This is a genomic window from Pseudomonas sp. 58 R 12, from assembly GCF_900005865.1.
Classification (GTDB): Bacteria; Pseudomonadota; Gammaproteobacteria; order Pseudomonadales; family Pseudomonadaceae; genus Aquipseudomonas; species Aquipseudomonas tritici.
Genome location: NZ_CVTP01000018.1, coordinates 85,901 through 109,665, shown reverse-complemented (window position 1 = coordinate 109,665; position 23,765 = coordinate 85,901). Strand labels below are relative to the sequence as shown.

Genomic DNA, 23,765 nt, shown 5'->3' with positions numbered 1-23,765 from the left:
TACAGTAGTGTGTAAATACCCATGGCCATCGCAGGTAAGCCGGCTCCTTAATACTGTTCTTGGCGTGGAAGGCGCTGTGACAGTTCATCCAACAGCTTCTGCTCGCGCTTGTCTTCCAGCGCCCGCGCTTCATCGATGTAACGCTGCACCAGTTTGCGCAAGCCTTCGACGCGGGCAAATGCCTGCTGCCAACTCTCGCGGGCCTTGTCGAGGTTGTTCTGGTGCCACGCCAGGCTCTGGCGTTGCTGGGCGACGGCAGTTTCCAGTTGGTTGAGAAAGCCTTGGTAGCCCATCAACCATTGGCCCGAGACACCTTTGGTGCCGCGCTCGATCCATTGCTGCTGGTACTCGCCGCGAAAGCGCTCCAGGTCACCCAGTTTGCTTTCCGCCAGGCGGACCTGGCCCTGGAAATAACCCAGGCGCTGAACGGCAGTTTTTTCGGCCTTTTCGGCCATGTCCACCACCGGAGCCAGGCGCGCAGCGCGGCTGTTGGCCATGGCTTAGCCGCCCGGCGCGGGAGCAAAGATCGTCTGCAGGTGCGCTTCGCTTTCGCCCATGCTGATCTTGTCGTTGAGGCCCTGGCGCAAGTAGGTCACCAACTGAGGTTGCAGGGCGATGGCCAGGTCGGTCTCGCGATCGCCGCCGGCCACGTAGGCGCCGACGCTGATCAAATCGCGGCTCTGCTGATAACGCGACCATAATTGCTTGAACTGTTGCGCGCGGGCCATGTGTTCCGGCGTGACCACCGCCGGCATAACCCGGCTGATGGACGCTTCGATGTCGATGGCCGGGTAGTGCCCCTCTTCTGCCAGGCGCCGCGACAGCACGATGTGACCATCGAGCACGCCCCGCGCCGAGTCGGCAATCGGGTCCTGCTGGTCATCGCCCTCGGACAGCACGGTGTAGAACGCGGTGATCGAGCCACCGCCGGCCTCGGCGTTACCGGCGCGCTCCACCAGCTTGGGCAGCTTGGCGAACACCGACGGCGGATAGCCCTTGGTGGCAGGCGGCTCGCCAATGGCCAGGGCAATTTCCCGCTGGGCCTGGGCGAAACGTGTGAGCGAATCCATCAGCAAGAGGACGTTCTTGCCCTTGTCGCGAAAATATTCGGCGATGCGGGTGCAGTACATGGCGGCGCGCAAACGCATCAGCGGCGCATCATCCGCCGGTGACGCGACCACAACCGAGCGCTTGAGGCCTTCTTCGCCGAGGCTGTGCTCGATGAATTCCTTCACCTCACGGCCCCGCTCGCCGATCAGCCCCACCACGATGATGTCGGCTTCGGTGAAGCGCGTCATCATGCCCAGCAACACCGACTTACCCACGCCGGTACCGGCGAACAGGCCAAGGCGCTGGCCGCGACCGACCGTCAATAATCCGTTGATGCTGCGAATGCCCACATCCAGCGGCACGCTGATGGGGTTACGGTTGAGCGGGTTGATGGTGGGCCCGTCCATCGGCACCCAATCTTCGGCCTTCATGCCGCCTTTGCCATCCAACGCACGACCGGCACCGTCAAGTACGCGGCCGAGCATGCTCATGCCCATGGGCAGGCGGCCGGTGTCGGCCAATGGCACCACGCGAGCGCCGGGGGCAATGCCCGCCAGGCTGCCGACGGGCATCAGGAAAATCTTGTTGCCGGAAAAGCCCATCACTTCGGCTTCGACCTGCACCGGGTGGTAACTGTCGTCGTTGATCACCATGCAGCGGCTGCCCATGGCGGCGCGCAGGCCTTCGGCCTCGAGGGTCAGGCCGACCATGCGCAGCAGGCGCCCTTCAAGGATTGGCTGGCCGGGCAACTCTGTGGCGTCGGCGTAACCGCTCAAGCGCTTGGCGAAGCTGGTGCGATCAAGGCGCATCGGGGGTGTCCAGGTCCACGCTCAGGTCCGGTTCGGCCGGGTTCAACACCTGCTCGTGGGCCTGGTCCAGCAGCTTGGCCATGATCTGGCTGATGCGGGTTTCCACCGTGGCGTCGATGCGGCTGTGTTCGGTCTCGACACGGCAGCCACCGGGTTGCAGCGCCGCATCTTCGACGATGCGCCAGGTTTCTTCATGGCGCTCGCGCAGGGCTTTGACCTGTTCGAAATCCTGCGGGTTGATGTACAACCGCACATTGCCGACGCCCAGGGGCAGCAGCTTGAGCGCTTCGCGCATCACGCTTTCGATATGGCTGGAGTCCAGCACCAGCTCACGCTGGATCACCTGGCGGGCAATGTGCTGCACCAGGTCGACCATGGACTTTTCGATCTGCGAATCCTGCTCGGCGATAGGCTCGAACAGGCAGCCCATCAAGCGTTCCAGGCTGGCCAGCTTGACGCTCAGCGCTGCCTCGGCTTCCTGGCGCACCTTGAGCGTGGTGCTGCGAAAACCGTCTTTTTCACCGGCGGCGAAGCCTTCGTTGTAGGCCTCCTGGCGGATGCTTTCCAACTCTTCCAGGGTCAGTGGCTGGACTTCATCCAGCGGCACTTCTTCCATTTCCACCGGGGCTTCTACAACCGGTTCCGGTTCAGGCTCCGGCACGTGCGGGTCGAAGCTGGGCAACGACCAGATGTCGAACCCGCCGACATCCCGTGCGCGAATCAGATCGCTGGGTGCCTCATCTTTGTTCGACATGGAAAGCGCCTTAAATCATTTCTTCGCCGCCCTTCCCGCCGAGAACGATTTCTCCGGCTTCGGCCATACGGCGGGCAATGGTTAGGATTTCTTTCTGCGCGGTTTCCACGTCGCTGACGCGTACCGGGCCTTTGGCTTCCAGGTCGTCGCGCAACAGTTCCGAAGCGCGCTTGGACATGTTCTTGAAGATCTTTTCCTTGACGCCCTCGTCCGAGCCCTTGAGGGCCAGCACCAAAACATCAGACGACACTTCACGCAGCAGCGCCTGGATGCCACGGTCGTCGACATCGGAGAGGTTGTTGAACACAAACATGAGGTCTTCGATCTGGCCGGACAGGGTGTCGTCGATCTCGCGGATCGAGTCCATCAACTGGCCTTCGACCGAGCTGTCGAGGAAGTTCATGATGTCGGCCGCGCGCTTGATACCACCCAAGGTGGTACGCGAGGCGTTCGAGTTGCCGGAGAACTGCTTCTCCAGAATGGTGTTCAATTCTTTGAGGGCCGCCGGCTGCACAGTGTTGAGCGACGACACGCGCAGGATGATATCCAGGCGCACTTTATGGTCGAAGTGGCCGAGGACTTCACCGGCCTGGTCGGGGTCGAGGTACGCCACTACGATCGCCTGGATCTGCGGGTGCTCGTAGCGGATCACGTCGGCAACGGCGCGCGGCTCCATCCATTTCAGGCTGTCGAGGCCGCTGGTATTGCCACCCAGCAGGATGCGGTCGATCAGGCCGTTGGCTTTGTCTTCGCCCAGGGCCGAGGTGAGCATCTTGCGGATGTAGCTGTCGGAGCCGACGCCCAGGCTGGTCTGGTCGCCGACGATCTCGACGAACTCGCTCATCACCTGCTCGACTTGCTCGCGGTGCACATTGCGCATTTGCGCCATGGCCACGCCGACTCGTTGAACCTCTTTGGGGCCCATGTGGCGCAGCACTTGGGCGGCGTCGGTTTCACCGAGGGACAGCAGCAAGACTGCGGCTTTATCGACCTTGGTGAGCTTGGCAACAGCGGCTCGATCACTCATCTGCGTTAATCCACTCTTTCACGACCTGGGCCACACGGCCCGGGTCTTCTGCTACCAGACTCTTGATTGCGTTCAACTGAGCGTCATAGCCTTCGCTCGGGCTTGGCAACAGAATGCTTTGCGGGCCGCCCAGGCTGACGCGGTCGTTGGCCAGTTCGCCGTCCAGGCCGCCCATGCCACCCAACTCGACATCGCTGCCACCAAAGGCAGCCAGTTGTTTCTTGCCGTTGCCGGTGATGTTGTTGAGCACCGGGCGCAGCACGCCAAACACCAGTACCAGGATAAACAACACACCCAGCACTTGCTTGACGATGTCCCAGAACCACGGCTGCGTGTAGAACGCGGCCTCGGCGATGACTTCGCCACGTTCGGCGGAGAACGGCATATTGATCACGCTGACGCTGTCACCACGGCTGGCGTCGAAACCGACGGCGTCCTGCACCAGGCGAGTGAAGCGCGCCAATTCGTCGGCGCTCCATGGGGCGCGGGTTACCGCACCGTCAGCAGCGTTGACCTTGACTTGATCATCGACCACCACCGACACCGACAGGCGATTGACGCGCCCCTGTTGCTGCTTGGTGTGGCTGATGGAACGGTCAAGCTCGAAGTTCTTGGTGGACTGGTTACGCTTGTCCGCCGGGTACGGTGCGAGCATCGGCTGGCCAGTGGCCGGGTCCATGATCTGCTGGCCGTTGGCATCCAGCAATGGCTGGCCAGGCTGGATCGCACCCGCGGTAGCGGCAGCGCCACCTGTGGTTTGCGGAGCCGAGGCCGGGGCCGGTGGCTGGTTGCTCAGGGCACCCGGCACGCCTTGCGGCGGGCCATTGGCGGCGGTGCGTTGTTCGCTGGTCGACTGCTCGCTGCGCAACGCCGGCTGGTCCGGGTTGAACTGCTCGGAGGTCGACTCGACGGCGCTGAAGTCCACGTCGGCGGACACTTCAGCCTTGTAGCGATCATTGCCCAGCACCGGTTGCAGGATGTTGTGCACACGCTGAGTGAGCATGCTTTCCATGCGACGGCTGTAGTCGAACTGCTTGCCGGCCTGGGTCAGCGCGGAGTTTTCGGCCATGTCGGACAGCAGGTTGCCCTTCTGGTCAACGACGGTGATCTGCGACTTGCTCAGCTCAGGAACACTGGTGGCTACCAGGTTGATGATCGCCAGGACCTGGCCAGGCTCAAGGGAGCGGCCAGAAAACAGCTCAACCAATACCGAAGCACTGGGCTTGCGCTCATCGCGCACAAACACCGAGCTTTTCGGAATGGCCAGGTGCACGCGGGCACCCTTGACGTTATTCAGGCTGGAGATAGTGCGCGCCAGTTCGCCTTCCAGGCCACGACGGTAGCGGGTGGCTTCCATGAACTGGCTGGTCCCCAGGCCCTGGTCCTTGTCGAGGATTTCAAAACCGATATTGCTGTCGGACGGGGTCACGCCGGCCGCCGCGAGCTTCATGCGCGCACGGGCCACATCGTCGGCCTTGACCAGCAGGGCCCCGGAGTTGGGCTCCACGGTGTAGGCGATGTCGGCGGCGGCCAGGGTTTCCATGATCTGTTTGGAATCCATGCCCGCCAGGCTGCCATACAGCGGCCGGTAATCAGGTTGCTGCGACCACAGCACCACGGCAAAACCAATCGCCACGCTGGCAGCCAGGCCGACCAACAGGCCCACCTGACGCAACATGGTCATTTCGGAGAGGTTTTCCAGGAACGACAGGCCAAACAGCGGCGGCTTGCCGTCTGCCTTGGCGGGTGCGTTGTCCACGACTGCTTCTGCCATGACTTAAATCTCGTCCTTAAACCGGCATCTGCATGATGTCTTGGTAGGCCTGAACCAGCTTGTTACGCACTTGGGTCAGCGCCTGGAACGAAACGCTGGCCTTTTGCGAAGCGACCATCACGTCGGTGAGGTCCACGCCGCTTTTGCCGATCTCGAACGCATTGGCCAACTGGCTGGAGGCTTGCTGGGTGCTACTGACTTTGTTAATCGCCGAACCCAGCATGTCGGCAAAACTGCTTTGGCCCAATTCCGGCGCTGGCGCGACGGATTTCGGTTGAGCCATGGCGTCCATTTGCATGGAGCGCATATCCAACATCAACCGATTGAACTCAATACCCTGGCTCATGACCTTCTCTCTCCGACAACCCGCAGTTTTTTGACGCTACGCCGCAATTACTAAGGGAGGTAGCAACAAGGGTGCCAGCTCTGTATCAACTCGTAAGAAAAGGCGACAAAGCTTGTCGGCCTTGATACTAACTGCCGCGATAAAACTAGGTTGCAAACAGATACGCTTCCACGTCCATGCCGGCGTCGCGCATCTGCGCCAGCTTGTAACGCAGGGTACGCGGGCTGATGCCCAGGCGTTCGGCGGCCTCTTTGCGGCGGCCGCGTTCGGAACGCAGGGTGTCGATAATCATCTGGAATTCGCGGCGACGCAGGTCGTCGCCCAGGGCACCAGCGGTTTCGATTTCAGCCACCACGGGCGCAGGCGCCAAGGTTGGGAGCGGCGCCACGCCGCTGCCCATGGCTAGGCAGAAATCCTGGGGCTGAATCAGGCCGCCCTGCTGCAAGATCAGCGCGCGCTGGATGGCGTTGTCCAATTCCCGCACGTTGCCCGGCCATGGGTAGCTGATCAGGCAGGCCTGGGCCTCAGCGGACAGGCGTGCCTGAGCGTGCTTCATTTTTTTGACGTGGTTGTTCAACAGGCGCTCGGCCAGCGGGATGATATCTGCCGGGCGCTCACGCAGAGGGCGCCAGGCCAGGGGGAACACCGACAGGCGGTAGAACAAATCCTCACGGAAGCGCCCCGCCGCCACTTCGCCCGCCAGGTCGCGGTTGGTGGTGGCGACCACGCGGATATCCAGCTGGATCGGCTTGCGTGCGCCGACGCGCTCGACTTCACGCTCCTGCAGCACCCGCAGCAACTTGGCTTGCAGGCCCAGGGGCATTTCCGAAATTTCATCGAGCAGGATGGTGCCGCCGTCGGCCTGTTCGAACTTGCCGGCCTGCGCCGCGATGGCGCCGGTGAACGAGCCTTTTTCGTGGCCGAACAGCGTGGCTTCGAGCATGTTGTCGGGGATCGCCGCGCAGTTGATCGCGATAAACGGTTGTTTGGCGCGGGTCGATTGTTGGTGGATGTAACGCGCCAGCACTTCCTTGCCGGTGCCGGACTCGCCGGAGATCAACACAGTGGAATCACTGCGCGCCACGCGTGCCGCCAGCTCCAGCAACTGAGCACTGGCCGGCTCGAAGGCAATCGGGCCCTCGCTTTCGCTGGCCGAGATCACACCGAGGGCATGCCGCGCGACCAGCTCAATCAGTGCTTTAGGCTCGAAGGGCTTGACCAGGTAATCTGCCGCGCCCTGGCGCATCGCGTCGACCGCGCGCTCAACGGCGCCATGGGCGGTCATCAGCAACACCGGCAACTGCGGCTGGCGTGCACGCAGCAGGCTGAGCAACTGGTGGCCGTCCATGCCGGGCATATTCACATCACTGACCACCAGGCTGAAGGACTCCTGTTCCACTGCCTCCAAGGCTTCCTCGGCAGAACCGACCGCCCGGTAGTCATGGCCCGCCAGCAGCAGCGTGTCAGCCAATGCTTCACGCAGGGCGCGATCGTCTTCCACCAACAGAACCTTGATAGCCATATCCTCTCTACTCCGCGCTTGCCGCGCATGAAAACAGCGGCAAGGTCATCAATGCACAAGTGCCACGCCCCAGGCGGGAATGCAGCTGCAATTCTCCCTGATGAGCACGCGCCACTGCCTTGACCACGGTCAGGCCCAGGCCTGTACCGTTGGTCTTGGTGGTGAAAAAGGGTTCGCCCAAACGCTGCAACACGGCGGGCTCGATACCGCTGCCGCTGTCACTGATGCACAGGCGCAGAGTTTGCTCGCGGTTGTACAGGTGCACCTTGAGCCGCGCGCCAGGGCCGCTGGCCTGGGTGGCGTTTTCGATCAGGTTGAGCAGTGAACCCACCAAGGTGTCGCGGTTGCACAGCAGCTCACCGAGATGGCTGTCGCACTGCCAGCGCACCTGGACGTCTTGAATATGGGTGGCGGCCGCCGCTTGCAGGGCCTGCATCAACTCGGATGGCGTGATGCGGTCGGTCAGCGGCAGTTCACCGCGGGCAAACACCAGCATGTCGCGCACTTGGTGTTCCAACTCGTGCAAACGCTCCTTGAGGCGTCCGGCAAAGCGCTGGTGGGTGGCGGCGGGCAATTGCTCATCAGTCAAATGACTGGCGTAGATCAACGCTGCCGACAATGGCGTGCGGATCTGATGCGCCAGAGAAGCGACCATGCGCCCCAGCGAGGACAAACGCTCGTGGCGGGCCAGTTGATCTTGCAAGTGACGGGTTTCGGTCAGGTCGTTGAGCAGCACCAACTGGCCCGGCTCCGCGTCAAGAGAACGGGTAGCGATGGACAACCGGCGGCCATCCTTGAGCGAGATCTCGTGGCCGTCGTCTTCACGCGGCGCAAAACAGCGGGTGATGACGTGCCGCCACAGCTCGCCTTCCAGCGGCAGACCAAGCATGTCGCAGGCGGCCGGATTGGCTTCGCGCACGCGGCCGTCTTCATCGATGACGATCACGCCGCCAGGCAATAGCGAGAGCAGGTTCTGCAGACGGTTGGCCAGGCGCTCTTTCTCGGCCAATTCTTCCATGCGCTGGGCACTGACCACGGCCAGCTCGCCTTTTAGCTCGGACACCCGGGCTTCGAGCAGGCTGTAGGAATCGGTCAGTTGGCTCGACATTTGGTTGAACTGCGAGAACGCGTGCTCAAGACCCTGACGGGTCGGCGGTTCTACAGGCGGGATCAACCCCTGGATGACAGGGGCCGAAGATAGTTGGGCGGCGTGGGGCATCATGCTCTCTCGCTTGGCTGACCGTCAGTTAAACGGAACGTTGCGAGGGCTGTAGCAATACTTGTGCCGAAAAAAAACCAAGGTGCCCGGCCTCGCCAATACAGTTTCGTTTTGACGAGTGGCTGTTGCCGTCAGACAAGGCGCAGCGACGACTCATAGCTGGCTATGGGGAGGAGCTGCAACGCAGTATGACGGCAACAGACGCCGTCAAAAACGGAACAGTATTGGCGAGGCCGGACACCCAAAATCAGCGGCTTGAAAAACAGGCGTCAATCATCCGCCTGTTCATCACCTTCTTTGCGGCTCATACCGTACTTGCGCATCTTCTCCACCAGCGTGGTTCGACGGATACGCAGGCGCTCAGCGGCGCGGGCGACGATGCCGTTGGCATCGTCCAGGGCTTGTTGAATCAAGCCTTGTTCCAGGTTGCCGAGGTAGTCCTTCAGGTCCAGACCTTCAGGCGGCAACATGGCGGTGGAACCGAAGTCCGGAGTATGGCCGTTGATGGCTACGCGCTCTTCCATGTCGCTGCGCAGGCTGTCGACCAGTTGCTCGTCTTCGTCGTCGACGTAGCGGAATTTCTTCGGCAACTCGACCACGCCGATCACACCGTAGGGGTGCATGATCGCCATGCGCTCCACCAGGTTGGCCAGCTCGCGCACGTTACCCGGCCAGCCGTGGCGGCACAGGGACATGATTGCAGCGGAGTTGAACCGGATCGAGCCGCGCTTTTCGTGCTCCATGCGCGAGATCAGTTCGTTCATCAGCAACGGGATGTCTTCCACGCGCTCACGCAGCGGAGCCATCTCGATGGGGAATACGTTGAGGCGGTAGTACAGGTCTTCGCGGAAACTGCCGACCTCGATCATGCTTTCGAGGTTCTTGTGGGTGGCCGCGATGATGCGCACGTCGACGCTCTGGGTCTTGTTGCTGCCCACGCGCTCGAAGGTGCGCTCCTGCAACACGCGCAGCAGCTTGACCTGCATCGGCAGCGGCATATCGCCGATTTCATCAAGGAACAGGGTGCCGCCGTTGGCCAGCTCGAAACGCCCGGCACGGCTGGTGATCGCCCCGGTAAAGGCGCCCTTCTCGTGGCCGAACAGTTCGCTTTCAAGCAACTCTGCCGGGATCGCCCCGCAGTTGACCGGCACAAAAGGCCCGTCGCGGCGCTTGGAGTGATAGTGCAGGTTGCGCGCGACCACTTCCTTGCCAGTGCCCGACTCGCCGAGGATCAACACGCTGGCGTCGGTATCGGCCACTTGCTGCATCATTTGGCGCACATGCTGGATGGCACGGCTGGTGCCGACCAGGCTGCGGAACAGGTTAGGTTCGCGATGGCGACCGCGCTCGCGCGCCTGGTCGTACATCTCACGATAAACCTGGGCACGGTGCAGGGAGTCCAGCAATTTGCTGTAGCTGGGCGGCATTTCCAGGGTGGAAAGCACGCGGCGGCGTTGGTCTTCTGGCAGATCGACAGAAGAAATATCGCCCATTAGCAACACAGGAAGGAACTCATCCCATGTGGACAGTGTCTTTAACAAGCCCAAAACAGCGCCAGGAGCGTTTACCGTCCCGATCAGCACGCATATGACTTCACGGCTCGACGACAATGAGCTGACCACCTGCTGCCAGTCATGGCTGCCGCAGGGCAAATTTTCTTCACCGAGAAAATTTAAAATCACCGCCAAGTCGCGGCGGCGGACGCTATCGTCATCGATCAGCAGAATTTTGGTTTCACGCCACATGCAATAGCAACTTCCCTAGTAAAACTTCCTGCCCGGTGTGAGGGCAATCGAGACGGCTGTAGGACTTCTTACTCTATAGACGTCTGAAATCTGAAAACAGCACTAGTTAAGTCAAAAAAGCTGGCACGGTCAAATTTATGACGCGCCGAATCGGATTAACTGCGCCTGTTCAGCCGAACAGATGGTAAACCTTTGACGCGTTTTTCGCTTGGTTGATCTGCGACATCTCTTCGAAAATCGCCTGGCGCTCGCCAGTCGTCACCTCGAGCAATTGCTGGTACACCGCCAGTAGGCTCTCAAGCTTTTCGCGCAACGCATCCTCATCTACCGGCGCTTCGTTGAGCACCTCATCGATCACGTGACGGCAGCCCAGGTCCAGTTCGCCGATGGCGTCCCAGTTACGGTCCGCCAGCGCGCCCATCAGCGCCTCACGGGTTTCATCAATGCGTTGCAGTGCTTGGCTCATGACGTGTTCCTCAAGGCCGATGGCCTTATTCTGCTGCTGCCTGTGGCGCCGCGATAGCGTCCCAGCCTTCTTTTACGGTGATCAGCAAACGCGCCACTTCGTCGATCATGTCGGCGTCGTTATGCAGGTTCGCTTCCATCAGTCGGTTGGTCATATATGCATACAAACTTTCCAACTGCTGGACGTAAGCCGGGTTATCACTCTTTGCTGCATCCAGGCCGTCACGCAGGCCGATCACGATATCAATCGCCTTGCCGAGCATCAGGCCCTTGGCCGCGATGTCGCCACGCGCCAGCGCGCCTTTGGCCTGCGCCATGCGGTCCAGACCGCCCTCCATCAGCATCTGCACCAGGCGATGTGGGCTGGCTTCGGAGATCTGAGCATGGGAATTGACCTTCTGGTATTGGCGAAGGGCTCTCATGGGATTCATGTTTCTACCTCGTGACAGGCGACAGCGGAAAGGATTTCAGTAACCAATATGTCGACTGGCTCGCAAAAAGCTTTAGCGCGAGTCGTCGTCTGATACAAAAAGGCCAGGCAGTTTGCCTGGCCTTCTTTATTTACTTGGAATCAATTATTGGTTTTTGGATTGTTCAACGCATTGAGCGTGGTCATGACGCTGGTGCTTTGCTGGCGCAATTGGGCGACCAGGGTGTCCATGGCGTTGTATTTGGCAGAGAGGCTGCTGGTGAGCAGGGTCATGCGCTCATCGAGCGTTGCCTGATCCTTGGACAGATCTTTCAACGTGTTCGACAAAGAAGCCGTGCGCGTAGCCAGTACGCCCGTGCTTGCCCTGGCGTAATCATCCGTCGCACTTTTCATGCGCGCCAGCATGCCGGTTTTGCCGGAAAACATGCTGCTGATGTCGGCTGCGTTGGTCTTGACCGCCGCGTCCCACTTTTTATCGTCCAGCGCCAGCATGCCGGTCGTCGAACTCGTACCCACGCCGAATTGAGCCAGGGACTTGAACGTACCGGTGCCAGACAGCTTGTTGAACTCGTTGCGGATAGCGTTCTGCAGCGCACGCATGCTGGAGTCGCCCGTCAGGGCCGCCGCCGTAGTGCTGCCATCGAGGTTGGTAGTGACCTTGGTCTCGGCGGTCATCGCAGTCATCAAGGCGTTGTAAGTATCGACAAAGCCCTTGACCCCGGATTTGAGGGCCGCGTTGTTTGTGCTGACCGTGATCAGCGTGGCGTTCCTCGGCGCATTTTCGGAATCGTCACCAGCCGTCACGGTAGCCGAGACCGAGACCAGCTTGATGTTCACCCCACTCAGGGCGCCTTCGATGTTGTTGGACTTGGAAACGGAATTGACCCCATCAATGCTGTATAGAGCATCCAACGGTTTATCAACGACCGTAGCGCCGACATCCAATCCCGAAGTCCCCGACAGCGTCAGGTCCGAACCCGTCCCCATGGTGGTCGAGGTCAGGATCAACCGCGAACCATTGGCGTCGGTCTGGATGTTCGCACTCAACCCCGAAGTACCGAATTGGGTATTGATCGAATCACGCACCTGCTGCAGGGTCGCACCAGCCGGGACGCTCAGGTCGTAGCCCTTGCCCGACTGCGTGATAGTTAACTTCGTCGGCTTATCAGTGGCGTTTACCACCGCATTGGCACCCGCGGAGAACGTTGTACTGGACAACTTGGACGCCTGGGCCAACTGACTCACGATCAAACGGAAACTACCGTTGGACGCCGTATTGCTCGCCGTCATGGTGGCGACCTTTTCATCCGAGGATGAACCCGTCAAGCCGGTGAAGCTGTTGCCGGTGGACATTGTGTCGAGGGCACCACGAAACGCATCCAGCGCTGCCTGAATCTTGCCGATCGAAGACAGCGTGGTGGTCGCCTTCTGGGACGCGGTATTGATCTGCGTCTGCTTGGGCACCTTTTCGGCGTCCACCAAGGACTTCACGATCGCTTGCGTATCGATGTTCGAACCGATACCACTTACCGTTGAACCCGCCATCATCTATCTCCTGTTCGGTGGCTGCCGTTATCTTGACTTATTACACCTCAAGACACGACAGCAACAAGTTTCATGCCAGCTCAGGCCTTGTCGTCAAACAACAGGTGGCTTGCGCTGGAAAGGTTCTGTGCCAGCTTCAGCGCCGTTTCCGACGGAATCTGACGGATCACTTCACCGCTGTCGGTGGCGATCACCTTGACCACCACACGATGGGTGGAGTCATCAATTGAAAAGTCCAGCTTGCGCTCGGACGCTTGTACGAATTCGCGAATATCGGTAACTGCTTTTTCCAGGTCCGCACGCTCAGGCTCTTTGCCTGTTGCCGGGGTTTCCTGGACTTTAGTGACGCTCTTGTCGGCGGCCACCTGCACAGGTGCGCCTTGAGGGGCAACCGGCGGATAAGACTGGTTCAGCTTTACACTCATGTCCATGTCCAATCTCCTCTAAACCGAAAAAACGGAAGGGCACTTAGCGCGCCCTTCCGTTAGTGACCAAGCGCTGGAGTTACTGAAGCAGCTTCAGTACAGCGGATGGCAGCTGGTTAGCCTGCGACAGAATCGCGGTGGAAGCCGATTGCAGGGTTTGTTGCTTGGTCAGCTCGGCGGTTTCGGAAGCGAAGTCGACGTCCTGAACGGTGGAGCGTGCAGCGGTGGAGTTCTTCTGAATGTTCTGCAGGTTGTCTGCAGTAGTAGTCAGACGGTTCTGGGTAGCACCCAGGCCCGAACGAACACCGTCGATGGTGCCGATGGCTTTGTCGATGACAGCCAGGGCGTTCTGGGCCTTGGTGGCGTCGGTCACGTCGGTTTGAGCAACGGTGGTCTTGGTCGCAGCTGCTTCGGTAGCAGCACCGGCCGCGAACAGACCAGCAACACCAGCACCACTCAGGGAGTAGCCTTTGGCGGAGTCCAGCGACACTTGACCGGTAACGATCAGGGCGTCCGCCAAGGCAACTGCAGTACCGTAAGCCCCAGCACCATCTTTAGCAGCAACAGTCACCGAACCTGGAGCAGTCGAACCGCTGACCACGATGTTCTCACCGGTGTCGGACTTGACTTCCAGAGTCTTTTTGGTTTCGTCGAAGCTGACGCTGATACCCAGTTTGGCGGCGTTGGATTTCAGCTGGTCGGCCAGGCCGGCTTGGGTGGTAACGCCCTTGAACTCAACGGCAGCGCCGCCAACGGTCAGGGTGAACGAAGCAGGAGTAGTAGTGGCAGCCGCTTCGTCTACAGTGAACTTGGCTTCGGTGCTGGCAGTTGCAGTCAGGCCACCGATGAGGCCGTTCAGGTTGCTGGCGATGGTTTTAGCCGAGTCGCCGGCACCGGCAGTGTAGGTACCGGTCTGGCCGTTACCAGTGACGTTGATCGCGCCGGCAACAGTACCGGTACCTGGAGCGATGGCAACGCTTTTCAGCTGCTGGGAGCCGATGTTGTTGGCCGAAACGTTTTCCAGGCTCAGGTTGATGGTTTCGTTAGCGTTTGCGCCAACCTGGATGGCTTTGGTACCGTACGAACCGTCCAGCAACTTCTGGCCACCGAAGGTGGTAGTAGTGGAGATACGGGTCAGTTCCGAAGTCAGAGCCTGGTATTCGTCGTTGTTCGACTTACGGTCGTCAGGGCTGAGGGAACCAGTTGCCGAGGACAGAGCCAGGGTACGCATTTTTTGCAGGATGTCGGTCGAAGCCTGCATCGCGCCTTCAGCGGTCTGAGCGATCGAGATACCGTCGTTCACGTTCTTGACTGCTTGGCCCAGGCCGTTGATTTGGCTGGTCAGGCGGTTAGCGATCTGCAGGCCGGCAGCGTCGTCTTTAGCGCTGTTGATACGCAGGCCGGAAGACAGGCGCTGCATGGAAGTGGCCAGGGCGCCGCCGGCTTTGTTCAGGTTGCCCTGAGTAGTGATCGAAGCAATGTTGGTGTTTACTGTTAAAGCCATGACGAAATCCTCGTTGGATGGATACTGCGGCTTCCGGCCCTGGCAACCGCCGGGTGTGGCCTGAGAACCTACGTAATAGTTATCGTCGTGGTAGCCGGATGCTTGAGGATTTTTTTGAAATTATTTACTGGCGTCGTGCCACCCCTTGTAATTCAAGGGTTTACGCAGGCTCGAAACCCAGATTTCATTAGGTTTTCTGGCGCCAAATAAAAAACGCCGATGATCTTTCGATCATCGGCGTTTTTTTATTGAAGCGATTAAAGCATCAAGGGCGATAAAGAATCGCCGAACCCCACGACAGGCCCACACCAAAACCACTGATGGCCACGCGCTTCCAGGTGGCGTCCATCACGTGTTTTTCCAGCAACAACGGAATGCTCGATGAAACGGTGTTGCCGGTCTCGACCATGTCCTTGATGAACTTGTCCACCGGGGCGTCTTCAAAACGGCGCGCCACGGCGTCGACAATGGCCGCACTGCCCTGGTGAATGCAGAAGGCATCAATCTCGTCAGCCTTGAGGTCCGACTCGTTGAGCAGCTCGTGCAAATGTGCCGGCACTTTAAGCAGCGCGAAGTTGAACACCTGGCGGCCATTCATAAAGAACACGCCGTCGCTGACCTTAAGGTGCGGTGCGCCGGAACCGTCGGTGCCGAACTTGGACTTGCCGAGCAACCACGGCGCGTCTTCGCCCATCCAGGTGGCGGTGGCAGCATCGCCGAACAGCATGGTGGTGTTGCGGTCTTCCGGGTCGACGATCTTCGAGTACGGGTCGGCGGTGATCAGCAGGCCGTTTTTCAGGCCCGTGGCTTCCATGAAGCCTTTCATCGCATAGATGCCATACACGTAGCCGGAGCAGCCCAGGGAAATATCGAACGCCGCGACGTGAGTCGGCAGGCCGAGTTTGTCCTGGACGATGGCGGCGGTGTGGGGCAAGCCCTCTTCATCACCGTTCTGGGTCACGACGATCAGTGCGTCGATGGACTCGCGCTTCAAATCCGGGTTGTTGGCAAACAAAGCGTTGACCGCTTCGACACACAGGTCAGACGTTTCCTGCGCGGCATCCTTGCGCGGCAAAAACGCCGAACCGATCTTGCCAATGATGAACTCTTCATCCTTGGCGAATTTGGCACCCTGGGCGTAGTTATCGATCCCGTCTGCCGGCACGTAACTGGCGATGCTTTTTATGCCAATCATTGTGGCTTCCCAATACTAAATAGCTGGAGAACACCCCTGGGACTGCGCCCGGAGTGCTGACAATAAAGGGGATAACCCCATAAAAATCTCGCTGAAAGCCGCCCCGCAAGGACCCTGTGACGACTTATCCTTTTCACACGATACAGTGAAGATGCGCTTTATGACTCACAGGTCACTCAATTTTGTGTGCTTTGTGCAAAACCTTCAAACAATTAAACCCCATAAACGACAACGGCCCGCCCTGTTTCCAGAGCGGGCCGCTTGACGTAATGCCGCTTACATCTTGTTGAAGAGGCTCAACTGCGAGACTTTTACAAACGCCAGCTGCGAGGCTTCCAGCATGGTTTGCTGCAGGGTCAGGTTGATCGCGGCTTCGCCCATGTCGATATTGGCCAGTGCACTCATGGTGGTGGTATTGGCCAGGCCGATACTGGCGTTTGCGTCGGATTGCACATCGAGCGCGTTTTCGCGCGCACCAATCGAGCCGATCACATTGCCCAGTTGGGTAGTCGAGTTATCCAGGTTACTGACTGCGGCGTTCAGCGCATCCTGAAGCTTCACGCGCGCGCCCGGAATACCGTCAGCCGGTTTTTCCAGCGCTTGGCGCAGCTGACTCAACGTGTCGAGGGCGTTCTGGGTTTTTTGAGTGCTGGCACCGGCTGAAAACTGGTCACCGACCGCAGGAGCACTGCTCAGACCGAAGGTAACACCCGCTGCGGTGATCGAATTCGGTGTGGTCGTCGTGTCTATCACGCCCGAGTCAATCGCCTTGCTGTTCGTGCTATACGGCTGCGCAAATACCTGGAAGGCCGTAGGGTCGGTGTCACTGAACTTGATCAGCACCCCGCTATTGCCGGGAAAGGTACTGGCATAGTCTGTCGCACTGCTGACGTTGCCATTAGTCAGTTGTGCCACCGACTGGTTGCTTGCGGTACGCGAAACGCTGAACGTATCCGGTTTGGCAGCCAGGCTGAACTCGCGGCCCTTGACCAACGCATCGGCATTCGGCCCGGTGGCAGTGTCGGTAAGGTCGATGGTGATGTCGAACTTAACCCCGCGAAGGTTCACGCTGCCGCTGCCTTCCTTGGTGGAATCGAACGTGCCATTACCCGCAATCTCTGAGGTAATGTCATTGTTGTCCTTGTCCGTCACCGTGTACTGGGTGCTGCTGGTGAAGGTGAGCTTATACGGCTGGCCGTCGGCAAACTGCTTGGTGTAATCGACGCCCGAGGTCACCAGGCCGGCCGAGATCGCTACCTTCTTGTCATCGACCAGCGGCGGAGAAATCGCTGGCGGCAGCGGCGCGGTCGCAGGTGCAATGTAGGTAGATTGGGTGCGGCTGCTGTTGGCCGCGCCTTCCAGAATGGTTTTGCCGGTATCGCCCGTGCGCACAGTGAGCGTCTCGGAAACCTGCAGGCTCAGTTCGTTTTCGTCGCCCTGGTAGCTGTAGGTGCCATCGCTGTTGCGCGAATACGGTGGTGTTTGGGTCTTGGAGCCGGAGAACAAGTAATTGCCCGCCGCGTCCTTGCTGTTGAGCAAACCCAATACCTGCTCTTCCAGGGCCCCCACTTCGACCGAGATGGACTTGCGATCAGCATCGCTGGTCACACCGCCAGCCCGCAGGGCCAGTTGCTTGCCAGCCTGCATCGCCTTGTCGAGCGCATCCAGGATGCTCTGCTCGTTGGTCAGCGAACTTTTCAGGGAGCTGATATTGCCGCTGGACTGCGCCAGCATATCTTTCTGCTGCTGCAACATCAGCAAACGCTGCGCGGCCACCGGATCATCCCCAGCGGTCTGTACACGCACGCCGGAACTCGCCTGCTCCTGGGCCTTAACCACGCTGGAATAATTGTTCTGATACTTGCTCGCACTGGTGTCGAAATACTGCTGTGTAGAAATGCGCATCGTCCCAGACTCCCTTAAAGACTATTAATCAGCGTGCTGAAGGTTTCTTGCGCAGCCTTGATGATCTGCGACGACGCTGTGTAGTACTGCTGGAACTTGATCATGTCGCCCGCCTCTTCGTCCAGGTTGACCTGGGACACGGAGTTGCGCGCATTCTTGTTAGCCGTCAACAACGCATTGGTGGCGCTAGTGTCAGTGCTGGCCGCAGCGGCCTTGGCGCCAACGGTGGACACCAACTTACTGTTGGCCCCGACCAGGCTGGTGCCGCCGGTGCCATCTGTCGCCACGCCCACGGTGGCCTTGGTTTGCAGATTCAGCAGTTGCTGGGCATTGCGGTTGTCGGATACGCCCGTGGCGTTAAACGAAAAGGTGGTGCTGTCGCCATCGGTTGGCGAGCCCGCAACCGTGGTGTCAAAGCCAAAACTCTTGGCCGGCACAACCAGGGCACCGCTGGCATCACGCATCGGCACGTTGACGGTGATTTTATTGGCCTGCCCCGGAATGATGGTCCCCGAACCGATAGGATCGCCCTTGGCGTCGTTAAGGGTATAGCTCTGAGTGCCATCAGCCGCCGGCTTGCCGAACACCATCTTCACCGGCATCGAATTTTCAATGCCAACGCGCAGTTGCGCGGTAGTGGCGCCACCCTGGATGTCCAAGGGCAGGGTCAGGGTCGGCGGTGTGAAGCTACCGGTGCCCTGGTTGGTTTTGCTGGCCTCCCCTTTCAGCGGCGCGGCAAACGCAATCTTGCTCGGGTCGTTGAGGACAGTACCGATATCCTGGGCGCCACTGGCGGTCGGGCTGACTTTAAAGCTGTCACCCGCCTGCATCGGTCCGTTCTTGAGTTCCAGGGTAAAACCATCGATCACCGAGGGCGGTGTGGCCGTGATATCAAACGTGCCCATGGCTTTGCCATCAGAGCGCTCGACGGTGATTTTGTTGAGATCGGCAGGGTCGCTGAAGGTGACCTTGTAATCGAAGTTGGTCAGCTTGCTGGTGTCCTTGATCGTAACACCCAGGCTACCAACGCCCTGATTGCCTTGAGCGGAAAGGCTACGCAGCGCGACAGACGCAGCGCTGTTGATGTCCTTGAACATCGACGAGCCGAATTCGCCGTTCAGGTCGATGCCCTGGCCCAGCTGGCTGTTGATCGTATCGGCAGTGACGATAGCAATGCGACCCAGGTCATTGATGGCCGGCATCAACACATCGCTGCGATAGCGCAGCAAGCCGCCGATGCTGCCACCACTGATCACATTGCCCAGGTCCATCGCCGTCCCGCCAGACGCATTCATCTGAATCGTGTACTGGCTGGTGTCGCTCTTGCTCGGTACGGCGGAAAGGGTGTTGGACCGATCGCCCAGCACCAGGGACTGGCCAGTACCGGTGCTGACGCTGAACACACCGTTCTTCTCGCTGGCGTTCACGCCGATCAACTCATTGAGCGAACGTACGGCTTCGGCGCGCGCGTCCAGCAGGTTGGCCGGGGTGGTGTTCGAAGCCCCCTGCACCTGGGTGATCTGCTTGTTGAGCGAAGCAATCGACGAAGTCAGCTGGTTGACCTGATCGGTCAGGGAGGTCAGCTGGCTGTTAATGGTTTCTTTCTGCTGGCTCAACTGGCTGGAGATCGAGTTGAAGCGGTTGCTCAATGTCTGGGCGCTCGTCAGCAGTATTTGGCGAGCCGAGGTATCGCTCGGGTTGGCCGAGGCGGTCTGAACAGCGGCAAAGAACGAGCTGAGTACGGACGACATGCCCGTCGTCTTATCCGACAACGTCTTGTCCACGGCGCTCACTTGATCCAGGTAAGCCTTGGCATCGCTGTTGAGCGAGGTGCTGTTCTGGTACGCCGTGTCCAGGTATTCGTTGTACACCCGGCGCACGTCGGCCAGGGTCGTGCCGCTGCCGATGAATACGCCGCCATACGGGTTCGACGCATTCGCGCTCTGGGTAGTCTGCTGACGCGAATAGCCCGCCGTGTTGGCGTTGGCAATGTTGTTACTCAAGACCGACAACGATCCTTGAGCAGCGTTAAGCCCCGACATCCCGATATTGAGCAAACTCATGGTTCAGACCTTATAAATGTGTGGTTGCGCCAGCGGCAGCGTAGTTCTGGTAACTGTCCATCGTTTTGGCGATCTGCGAAATCTTGCTGGCGTAGGCCGGGTCAGTTGCGTAACCGGCTTTTTGCAACTCGCGTACAAACTGTTCCGGGTTGTCGGCCGACTTCACAACTTCTTTATAGCGATCATTGCTTTGCAGCAATGTCACCAGGTCATGGAAGCTGTCCTGGTAAGAGTTGTAGGAACGGAACTGCGCCGTTTCCTTGACCATTGCCCCATCACGGAACTCACTGGTGATCGCACGCGCCTGGCCGCCCTGCCAACTCTGGCCAGCCTTGATGCCGAACAGGTTATGGCTGCTGCTGCCATCTTCGGCGCGCATCACCGATTTACCCCAACCGGTTTCCAGGGCGGCCTGGGCCACCAGGTACTTCGGATCGACACCAATGCGCGCGGCGGCCGCCTTGGCCATTGGCAACATGGTCGCGACAAATTCATCCTGCGAACTGAAGGCCTTCTTCGCCGGCGCCAACGGTGGCTGGGCCACGGCACGGCCGTAGACCTGCATGCGGTCGCCGGGCACCGCGAACGTGCGCGCCGTGCTGTTGACCACGTTGTCATCGGCCGCGCTGTTACGCAGTGGCGCGCTTTTGGCATCAATAGCAACCGGCGCGTTCGGCACAATGCCGGCGAGCAAGCGATCAGTCAGCTTGCTCGGCAAGGCAATCCGGCGCTGGTTCATCAATTCCATGTCATTGCTGTGCGATGCAGCAGCGCCAGCCTGTGGCTCAGCCACGCGGTAAGCCCACAGCGGACGCTGGCCGTTGGAACGCCCCAACGGACCTTCGGCCTGGGTGCCGGCGGCAATTTCCGTCGGCACGTTGACCTTCTTGGCAGCCTCAGCCGCCGCCGGGCCCTGCAGGGTGGCGGCCTGGGCCTCCACCGGTTTGTTCTTCTGCATCTGGCGCATCAGCACATCGGCCAGGCCGATACCCCCGCCTTCGCGGGACATCGAGACCGCCAGTTGCTGGTCGTACATTTCCTGGTATTGCTTGGCGGCCGGCGTGTTCAGCGGGTTGTCCTTACCCAACGCCTCGGTGGCCGAACGCATGGACTTGAGCATCTCGCTCAAAAACAGCGACTCAAACTCCTGCGCGACCTTGCGCATGTTGCCTTCGCTGTTCTTGTCGTCGCCGACCTTGAGCTGGTTAAGCCGGTTCAAGTCGGAGTAAGACCCCGAGTCCGCCGTGCTGCTGATACCGCTCTTGCGCATGTCCATGACCATGGCCTCAGATCACGATCAGGTCGGCTTGCAGGGCGCCGGCCTGTTTCAGTGCTTCAAGGATCGCCATCAAGTCGCCCGGCGCCGCGCCCACCTGGTTCACCGCACGGACAATCTCATCCAGGGTGGTGCCGGGGCCGAACTTGAACATCGGCTTGGCTTCTTGCTGGGCGTTGACGCGTGAGCGTGGCACCACCGCCGTCTGGCCGTTGGACAAAGGCCCAGGCTGGCTGACGATAGGGTCTTCGGTGATGGTCACGGTCAGGCTGCCGTGGGTCACCGCTGCCGGAGACACCTTGACGTTCTGGCCGATCACGATGGTACCGGTCCGCGAGTTGATGATGACTTTGGCCACCGCCTGCCCTGGGTCCACTTCGAGGTTTTCCAGGATCGACAGGTAATCCACGCGTTGGCTTGGGTCCAGCGGCGCGGTGACGCGGATCGAGCCGCCGTCGATGGCCTGGGCGACGCCAGGGCCGAGCATGTCGTTGATCTTGTCGACCACGCGCTTGGCGGTGGTGAAGTCGGAGCGGTTGAGGTTCAGGGTCAGGCTGTTGCCCTGGTTGAAACCGCTCGGCACGGTGCGTTCAACCGTGGCGCCGCCCGGAATACGACCGGCCGATGGCACGTTGACGGTAATCTTCGAACCGTCGCGACCTTCAGCATCAAACCCGCCCACCACCAGGTTGCCCTGGGCGATGGCGTAGACGTTGCCGTCGATACCTTTCAAAGGCGTCATCAGCAAGGTGCCGCCGCGCAGGCTTTTCGAGTTACCGATGGACGACACCGTAATGTCCACCACCTGGCCCGGCTTGGAGAACGCCGGCAAGTCCGCACTGATCGACACCGCCGCGACGTTTTTCAGTTGTACGTTGCCCGAACCCGCCGGCACCTTGATGCCGAACTGCGAGAGCATGTTGTTGAAGGTCTGCAGGGTGAACGGGGTCTGGGTGGTCTGGTCACCCGTACCACTGAGCCCCACCACTAGGCCGTAGCCGATCAACTGGTTGGAACGCACACCGGAAATGCTCGCGATGTCCTTCAGGCGTTCGGCCTGGGCGACAGCGCTTAAGCAAAGCAGGAGCGCGGCCGCCATCAGCTGTTTGAAGTTCAAAGTGGCCACCTAGAAAGGGAACAGCGGGCTAAGGAAGAAACGGTCGAACCAGCCCGGCTGGCTCGCATCGGCAAAGGCGCCCGTGCCGGAATACGTGATGCGTGCATCGGCAATCCGCGTGGACGGCACGGTGTTGTCGGTGGAGATATCATCGGCACGGACCATGCCGGCAATGCGCACCAGCTCGTCGCCGGTGTTGAGGGTCATCCACTTTTCACCGCGTACGGCGATGATGCCGTTGGGCAGTACATCGGCCACAGTCACGGTGATCGAACCGGTCAGGCTATTGCCCTGCCCCGCCGCGCTCTTGCCGTTGGTGGCACGGTCGCCGCTGTAGCCGGCGCTGAGGCTCAGGTCGCCATCACCCAATGGGTTGTTGACGTTGGGCACGGCGCCGAACAACGACGTCAGGCCGATGCCAGCCTTACTGGTCTTGCCGACTTGAGAGTTGGCGTTCTTGCTGGCCTGGGTGCGCTCGTTCAGGGTGATGGTGATGATGTCACCGACCCGGAATGCCTTGCGGTCGCTGTACAGGTTCTGTTCGAAGCCAGCCTGATAAATCGAGCCATTGTTGGCAGCCGCCGGCAACGGCGTGCGTGGCAACACCGGCGCGTAGTACGGGTCATTGGGTTTTGGCGTCGGGGCGACACAGCCCGCGAGCACGGCAATCCCACTCAATGCCAGAACAGAAACATAGCGATTCATGACCCTTACCTCACGGTGTTGCAGGCGCTCTCAAGAACGCCCCATAGACTTGATTACAGATTCTGCGTTACGAACGAAAGCATCTGGTCGGCGGTGGAGATCACCTTGGAGTTCATCTCGTAGGCGCGCTGGGTGGTGATCATGTTGACCATCTCCTCAACCGTGCTCACGTTGGACGTTTCCAGGGTGCTTTGCAGCGTGGTGCCGAAACCGTTCAGGCCAGGGGTGCCGATTTGCGGCGCGCCGCTGGCGGCGGTTTCCAGGAACAGGTTGTTACCCATGGCCTGCAGGCCGGCCGGGTTGATGAAGTCGGCGGTTTGCAGGTTGCCGATCACTTGCGAAGCCGGGTTACCGGCGACGGTGATGGACACGGTGCCGTCGTTGCCGACAGTGAACGTCTTGGCATCAGCCGGTACGACAACGGCTGGCTCCAGAGAGAAACCGTTGGCCGTCACAATCTGGCCGTTGGAATCCAGGTGGAAAGTACCGTCTCGGGTGTAGGAAGTGGTGCCGTCCGGTTGCAGGATCTGGAAGAAACCACGGCCGTTGATGGCCATGTCCAGCGGCTGGCCGGTCTGCTGCAGGTTGCCGGCGCTGAAGTTCTTCTGGGTGCCGACGATCTGCACACCGGTACCCAGTTGCAGGCCCGACGGCAGTTCGCTGTCCTGGGTCGATTGGGCGCCTGGCTGCTTCTTGATCTGATAAAGCAAGTCCTGGAACTCGGCACGGTCACGTTTGAAACCCGTGGTCGACACGTTGGCCAAGTTGTTGGAAATGGTGGTCAGGTTGGTGTCCTGGGCGGACAGACCTGTTTTGGCAACCCATAGAGCCGGAAGCATGCTGTTCTCCTTCGTGCGCCTGTTTGTTGGCGCTGCGTTGCAAATTAATT

At 59.9% G+C, this 23,765-nt stretch carries 21 protein-coding genes; all 21 read right to left on the bottom strand.

The window, feature by feature from the left end; translation table 11 throughout:
* Positions 1-47 precede the first annotated feature (47 nt).
* The 21 genes from fliJ to flgG all read right to left on the bottom strand — a co-directional run bounded on the left by fliJ (position 48) and on the right by flgG (position 23,715).
* Positions 48-497, bottom strand: coding sequence for a flagellar export protein FliJ (fliJ, locus tag BFP95_RS15495; protein WP_065873746.1), 450 nt, complete (start codon positions 495-497; stop codon positions 48-50).
* A gap of 3 nt (positions 498-500) precedes the next feature.
* Complete coding sequence (fliI, locus tag BFP95_RS15490) at positions 501-1,859, bottom strand: flagellar protein export ATPase FliI (protein WP_065873747.1); 1,359 nt, start codon at positions 1,857-1,859, stop codon at positions 501-503.
* Positions 1,849-2,613, bottom strand: coding sequence for a flagellar assembly protein FliH (gene fliH / locus BFP95_RS15485; protein ID WP_065873748.1), 765 nt, complete (start codon positions 2,611-2,613; stop codon positions 1,849-1,851). The genes fliI and fliH overlap by 11 nt, the downstream gene beginning before the upstream one ends.
* Positions 2,614-2,623: 10 nt before the next feature.
* A complete protein-coding gene (gene fliG, locus BFP95_RS15480) occupies positions 2,624-3,640 on the bottom strand; it encodes a flagellar motor switch protein FliG (protein ID WP_015885192.1) in 1,017 nt (338 codons plus the stop codon).
* On the bottom strand, positions 3,633-5,414 hold the full coding sequence (fliF, locus tag BFP95_RS15475; RefSeq protein WP_065873749.1) for a flagellar basal-body MS-ring/collar protein FliF: 1,782 nt from the start codon (positions 5,412-5,414) through the stop codon (positions 3,633-3,635). Before fliF ends, fliG begins: the two co-directional genes overlap by 8 nt.
* Positions 5,415-5,430: 16 nt before the next feature.
* Positions 5,431-5,760: a flagellar hook-basal body complex protein FliE gene (gene fliE / locus BFP95_RS15470; protein WP_049712148.1), complete on the bottom strand. Its 330-nt coding sequence runs from the start codon at positions 5,758-5,760 to the stop codon at positions 5,431-5,433.
* Positions 5,761-5,905: 145 nt separating this feature from the next.
* Positions 5,906-7,282 carry a sigma-54-dependent transcriptional regulator gene (locus BFP95_RS15465; protein WP_065891082.1) on the bottom strand — a complete coding sequence of 459 codons (1,377 nt, stop codon included), beginning with the start codon at positions 7,280-7,282 and terminating at the stop codon, positions 5,906-5,908.
* Between the two features lie 7 nt (positions 7,283-7,289).
* Positions 7,290-8,501, bottom strand: coding sequence for a sensor histidine kinase (locus BFP95_RS15460; protein WP_065891105.1), 1,212 nt, complete (start codon positions 8,499-8,501; stop codon positions 7,290-7,292).
* A gap of 269 nt (positions 8,502-8,770) precedes the next feature.
* Positions 8,771-10,246: a sigma-54 dependent transcriptional regulator gene (locus tag BFP95_RS15455; protein WP_049712146.1), complete on the bottom strand. Its 1,476-nt coding sequence runs from the start codon at positions 10,244-10,246 to the stop codon at positions 8,771-8,773.
* A 169-nt stretch (positions 10,247-10,415) separates the two neighbouring features.
* A complete protein-coding gene (locus tag BFP95_RS15450) occupies positions 10,416-10,712 on the bottom strand; it encodes a flagellar assembly protein FliT (protein WP_065873751.1) in 297 nt (98 codons plus the stop codon).
* 25 nt (positions 10,713-10,737) lie between these two features.
* On the bottom strand, positions 10,738-11,142 hold the full coding sequence (gene fliS, locus BFP95_RS15445; protein ID WP_065873752.1) for a flagellar export chaperone FliS: 405 nt from the start codon (positions 11,140-11,142) through the stop codon (positions 10,738-10,740).
* 140 nt (positions 11,143-11,282) lie between these two features.
* Positions 11,283-12,686: a flagellar filament capping protein FliD gene (gene fliD, locus BFP95_RS15440; protein WP_065891083.1), complete on the bottom strand. Its 1,404-nt coding sequence runs from the start codon at positions 12,684-12,686 to the stop codon at positions 11,283-11,285.
* An 80-nt stretch (positions 12,687-12,766) separates the two neighbouring features.
* Positions 12,767-13,117, bottom strand: coding sequence for a flagellar protein FlaG (locus BFP95_RS15435; protein WP_049712143.1), 351 nt, complete (start codon positions 13,115-13,117; stop codon positions 12,767-12,769).
* A 73-nt stretch (positions 13,118-13,190) separates the two neighbouring features.
* Positions 13,191-14,615 carry a flagellin N-terminal helical domain-containing protein gene (locus BFP95_RS15430; protein WP_065873754.1) on the bottom strand — a complete coding sequence of 475 codons (1,425 nt, stop codon included), beginning with the start codon at positions 14,613-14,615 and terminating at the stop codon, positions 13,191-13,193.
* Between the two features lie 265 nt (positions 14,616-14,880).
* Complete coding sequence (locus tag BFP95_RS15425) at positions 14,881-15,810, bottom strand: ketoacyl-ACP synthase III (protein ID WP_015885203.1); 930 nt, start codon at positions 15,808-15,810, stop codon at positions 14,881-14,883.
* 276 nt (positions 15,811-16,086) lie between these two features.
* Positions 16,087-17,715, bottom strand: coding sequence for a flagellar hook-associated protein 3 (locus tag BFP95_RS15420; RefSeq protein ID WP_065910394.1), 1,629 nt, complete (start codon positions 17,713-17,715; stop codon positions 16,087-16,089).
* A gap of 14 nt (positions 17,716-17,729) precedes the next feature.
* Entirely contained in the window at positions 17,730-19,778 is a 2,049-nt protein-coding gene (gene flgK, locus BFP95_RS15415) for a flagellar hook-associated protein FlgK (protein ID WP_065910393.1), read from the bottom strand.
* Between the two features lie 10 nt (positions 19,779-19,788).
* Positions 19,789-21,060, bottom strand: a complete 1,272-nt coding sequence (flgJ, locus tag BFP95_RS15410; protein WP_065881165.1) for a flagellar assembly peptidoglycan hydrolase FlgJ — start codon at positions 21,058-21,060, stop codon at positions 19,789-19,791.
* 4 nt (positions 21,061-21,064) lie between these two features.
* Positions 21,065-22,153 carry a flagellar basal body P-ring protein FlgI gene (locus tag BFP95_RS15405; protein ID WP_175402991.1) on the bottom strand — a complete coding sequence of 363 codons (1,089 nt, stop codon included), beginning with the start codon at positions 22,151-22,153 and terminating at the stop codon, positions 21,065-21,067.
* 27 nt (positions 22,154-22,180) lie between these two features.
* Entirely contained in the window at positions 22,181-22,876 is a 696-nt protein-coding gene (flgH, locus tag BFP95_RS15400; RefSeq protein WP_010208725.1) for a flagellar basal body L-ring protein FlgH, read from the bottom strand.
* Positions 22,877-22,929: 53 nt separating this feature from the next.
* Positions 22,930-23,715, bottom strand: a complete 786-nt coding sequence (gene flgG / locus BFP95_RS15395; RefSeq protein ID WP_065873759.1) for a flagellar basal-body rod protein FlgG — start codon at positions 23,713-23,715, stop codon at positions 22,930-22,932.
* Positions 23,716-23,765 lie beyond the last annotated feature (50 nt).

Bases quoted from the DNA above. Each gene is read 5' to 3' on its own strand.
- fliJ (WP_065873746.1), bottom strand. From the start codon at position 497: ATGGCCAACAGCCGCGCTGCGCGCCTGGCTCCGGTGGTGGACATGGCC.
- fliI (WP_065873747.1), bottom strand. From the start codon at position 1,859: ATGCGCCTTGATCGCACCAGCTTCGCCAAGCGCTTGAGCGGTTACGCC.
- fliH (WP_065873748.1), bottom strand. From the start codon at position 2,613: ATGTCGAACAAAGATGAGGCACCCAGCGATCTGATTCGCGCACGGGAT.
- fliG (WP_015885192.1), bottom strand. From the start codon at position 3,640: ATGAGTGATCGAGCCGCTGTTGCCAAGCTCACCAAGGTCGATAAAGCC.
- fliF (WP_065873749.1), bottom strand. From the start codon at position 5,414: ATGGCAGAAGCAGTCGTGGACAACGCACCCGCCAAGGCAGACGGCAAG.
- fliE (WP_049712148.1), bottom strand. From the start codon at position 5,760: ATGAGCCAGGGTATTGAGTTCAATCGGTTGATGTTGGATATGCGCTCC.
- BFP95_RS15465 (WP_065891082.1), bottom strand. From the start codon at position 7,282: ATGGCTATCAAGGTTCTGTTGGTGGAAGACGATCGCGCCCTGCGTGAA.
- BFP95_RS15460 (WP_065891105.1), bottom strand. From the start codon at position 8,501: ATGCCCCACGCCGCCCAACTATCTTCGGCCCCTGTCATCCAGGGGTTG.
- BFP95_RS15455 (WP_049712146.1), bottom strand. From the start codon at position 10,246: ATGTGGCGTGAAACCAAAATTCTGCTGATCGATGACGATAGCGTCCGC.
- BFP95_RS15450 (WP_065873751.1), bottom strand. From the start codon at position 10,712: ATGAGCCAAGCACTGCAACGCATTGATGAAACCCGTGAGGCGCTGATG.
- fliS (WP_065873752.1), bottom strand. From the start codon at position 11,142: ATGAATCCCATGAGAGCCCTTCGCCAATACCAGAAGGTCAATTCCCAT.
- fliD (WP_065891083.1), bottom strand. From the start codon at position 12,686: ATGGCGGGTTCAACGGTAAGTGGTATCGGTTCGAACATCGATACGCAA.
- BFP95_RS15435 (WP_049712143.1), bottom strand. From the start codon at position 13,117: ATGGACATGAGTGTAAAGCTGAACCAGTCTTATCCGCCGGTTGCCCCT.
- BFP95_RS15430 (WP_065873754.1), bottom strand. From the start codon at position 14,615: ATGGCTTTAACAGTAAACACCAACATTGCTTCGATCACTACTCAGGGC.
- BFP95_RS15425 (WP_015885203.1), bottom strand. From the start codon at position 15,810: ATGATTGGCATAAAAAGCATCGCCAGTTACGTGCCGGCAGACGGGATC.
- BFP95_RS15420 (WP_065910394.1), bottom strand. From the start codon at position 17,715: ATGCGCATTTCTACACAGCAGTATTTCGACACCAGTGCGAGCAAGTAT.
- flgK (WP_065910393.1), bottom strand. From the start codon at position 19,778: ATGAGTTTGCTCAATATCGGGATGTCGGGGCTTAACGCTGCTCAAGGA.
- flgJ (WP_065881165.1), bottom strand. From the start codon at position 21,060: ATGGTCATGGACATGCGCAAGAGCGGTATCAGCAGCACGGCGGACTCG.
- BFP95_RS15405 (WP_175402991.1), bottom strand. From the start codon at position 22,153: ATGGCGGCCGCGCTCCTGCTTTGCTTAAGCGCTGTCGCCCAGGCCGAA.
- flgH (WP_010208725.1), bottom strand. From the start codon at position 22,876: ATGAATCGCTATGTTTCTGTTCTGGCATTGAGTGGGATTGCCGTGCTC.
- flgG (WP_065873759.1), bottom strand. From the start codon at position 23,715: ATGCTTCCGGCTCTATGGGTTGCCAAAACAGGTCTGTCCGCCCAGGAC.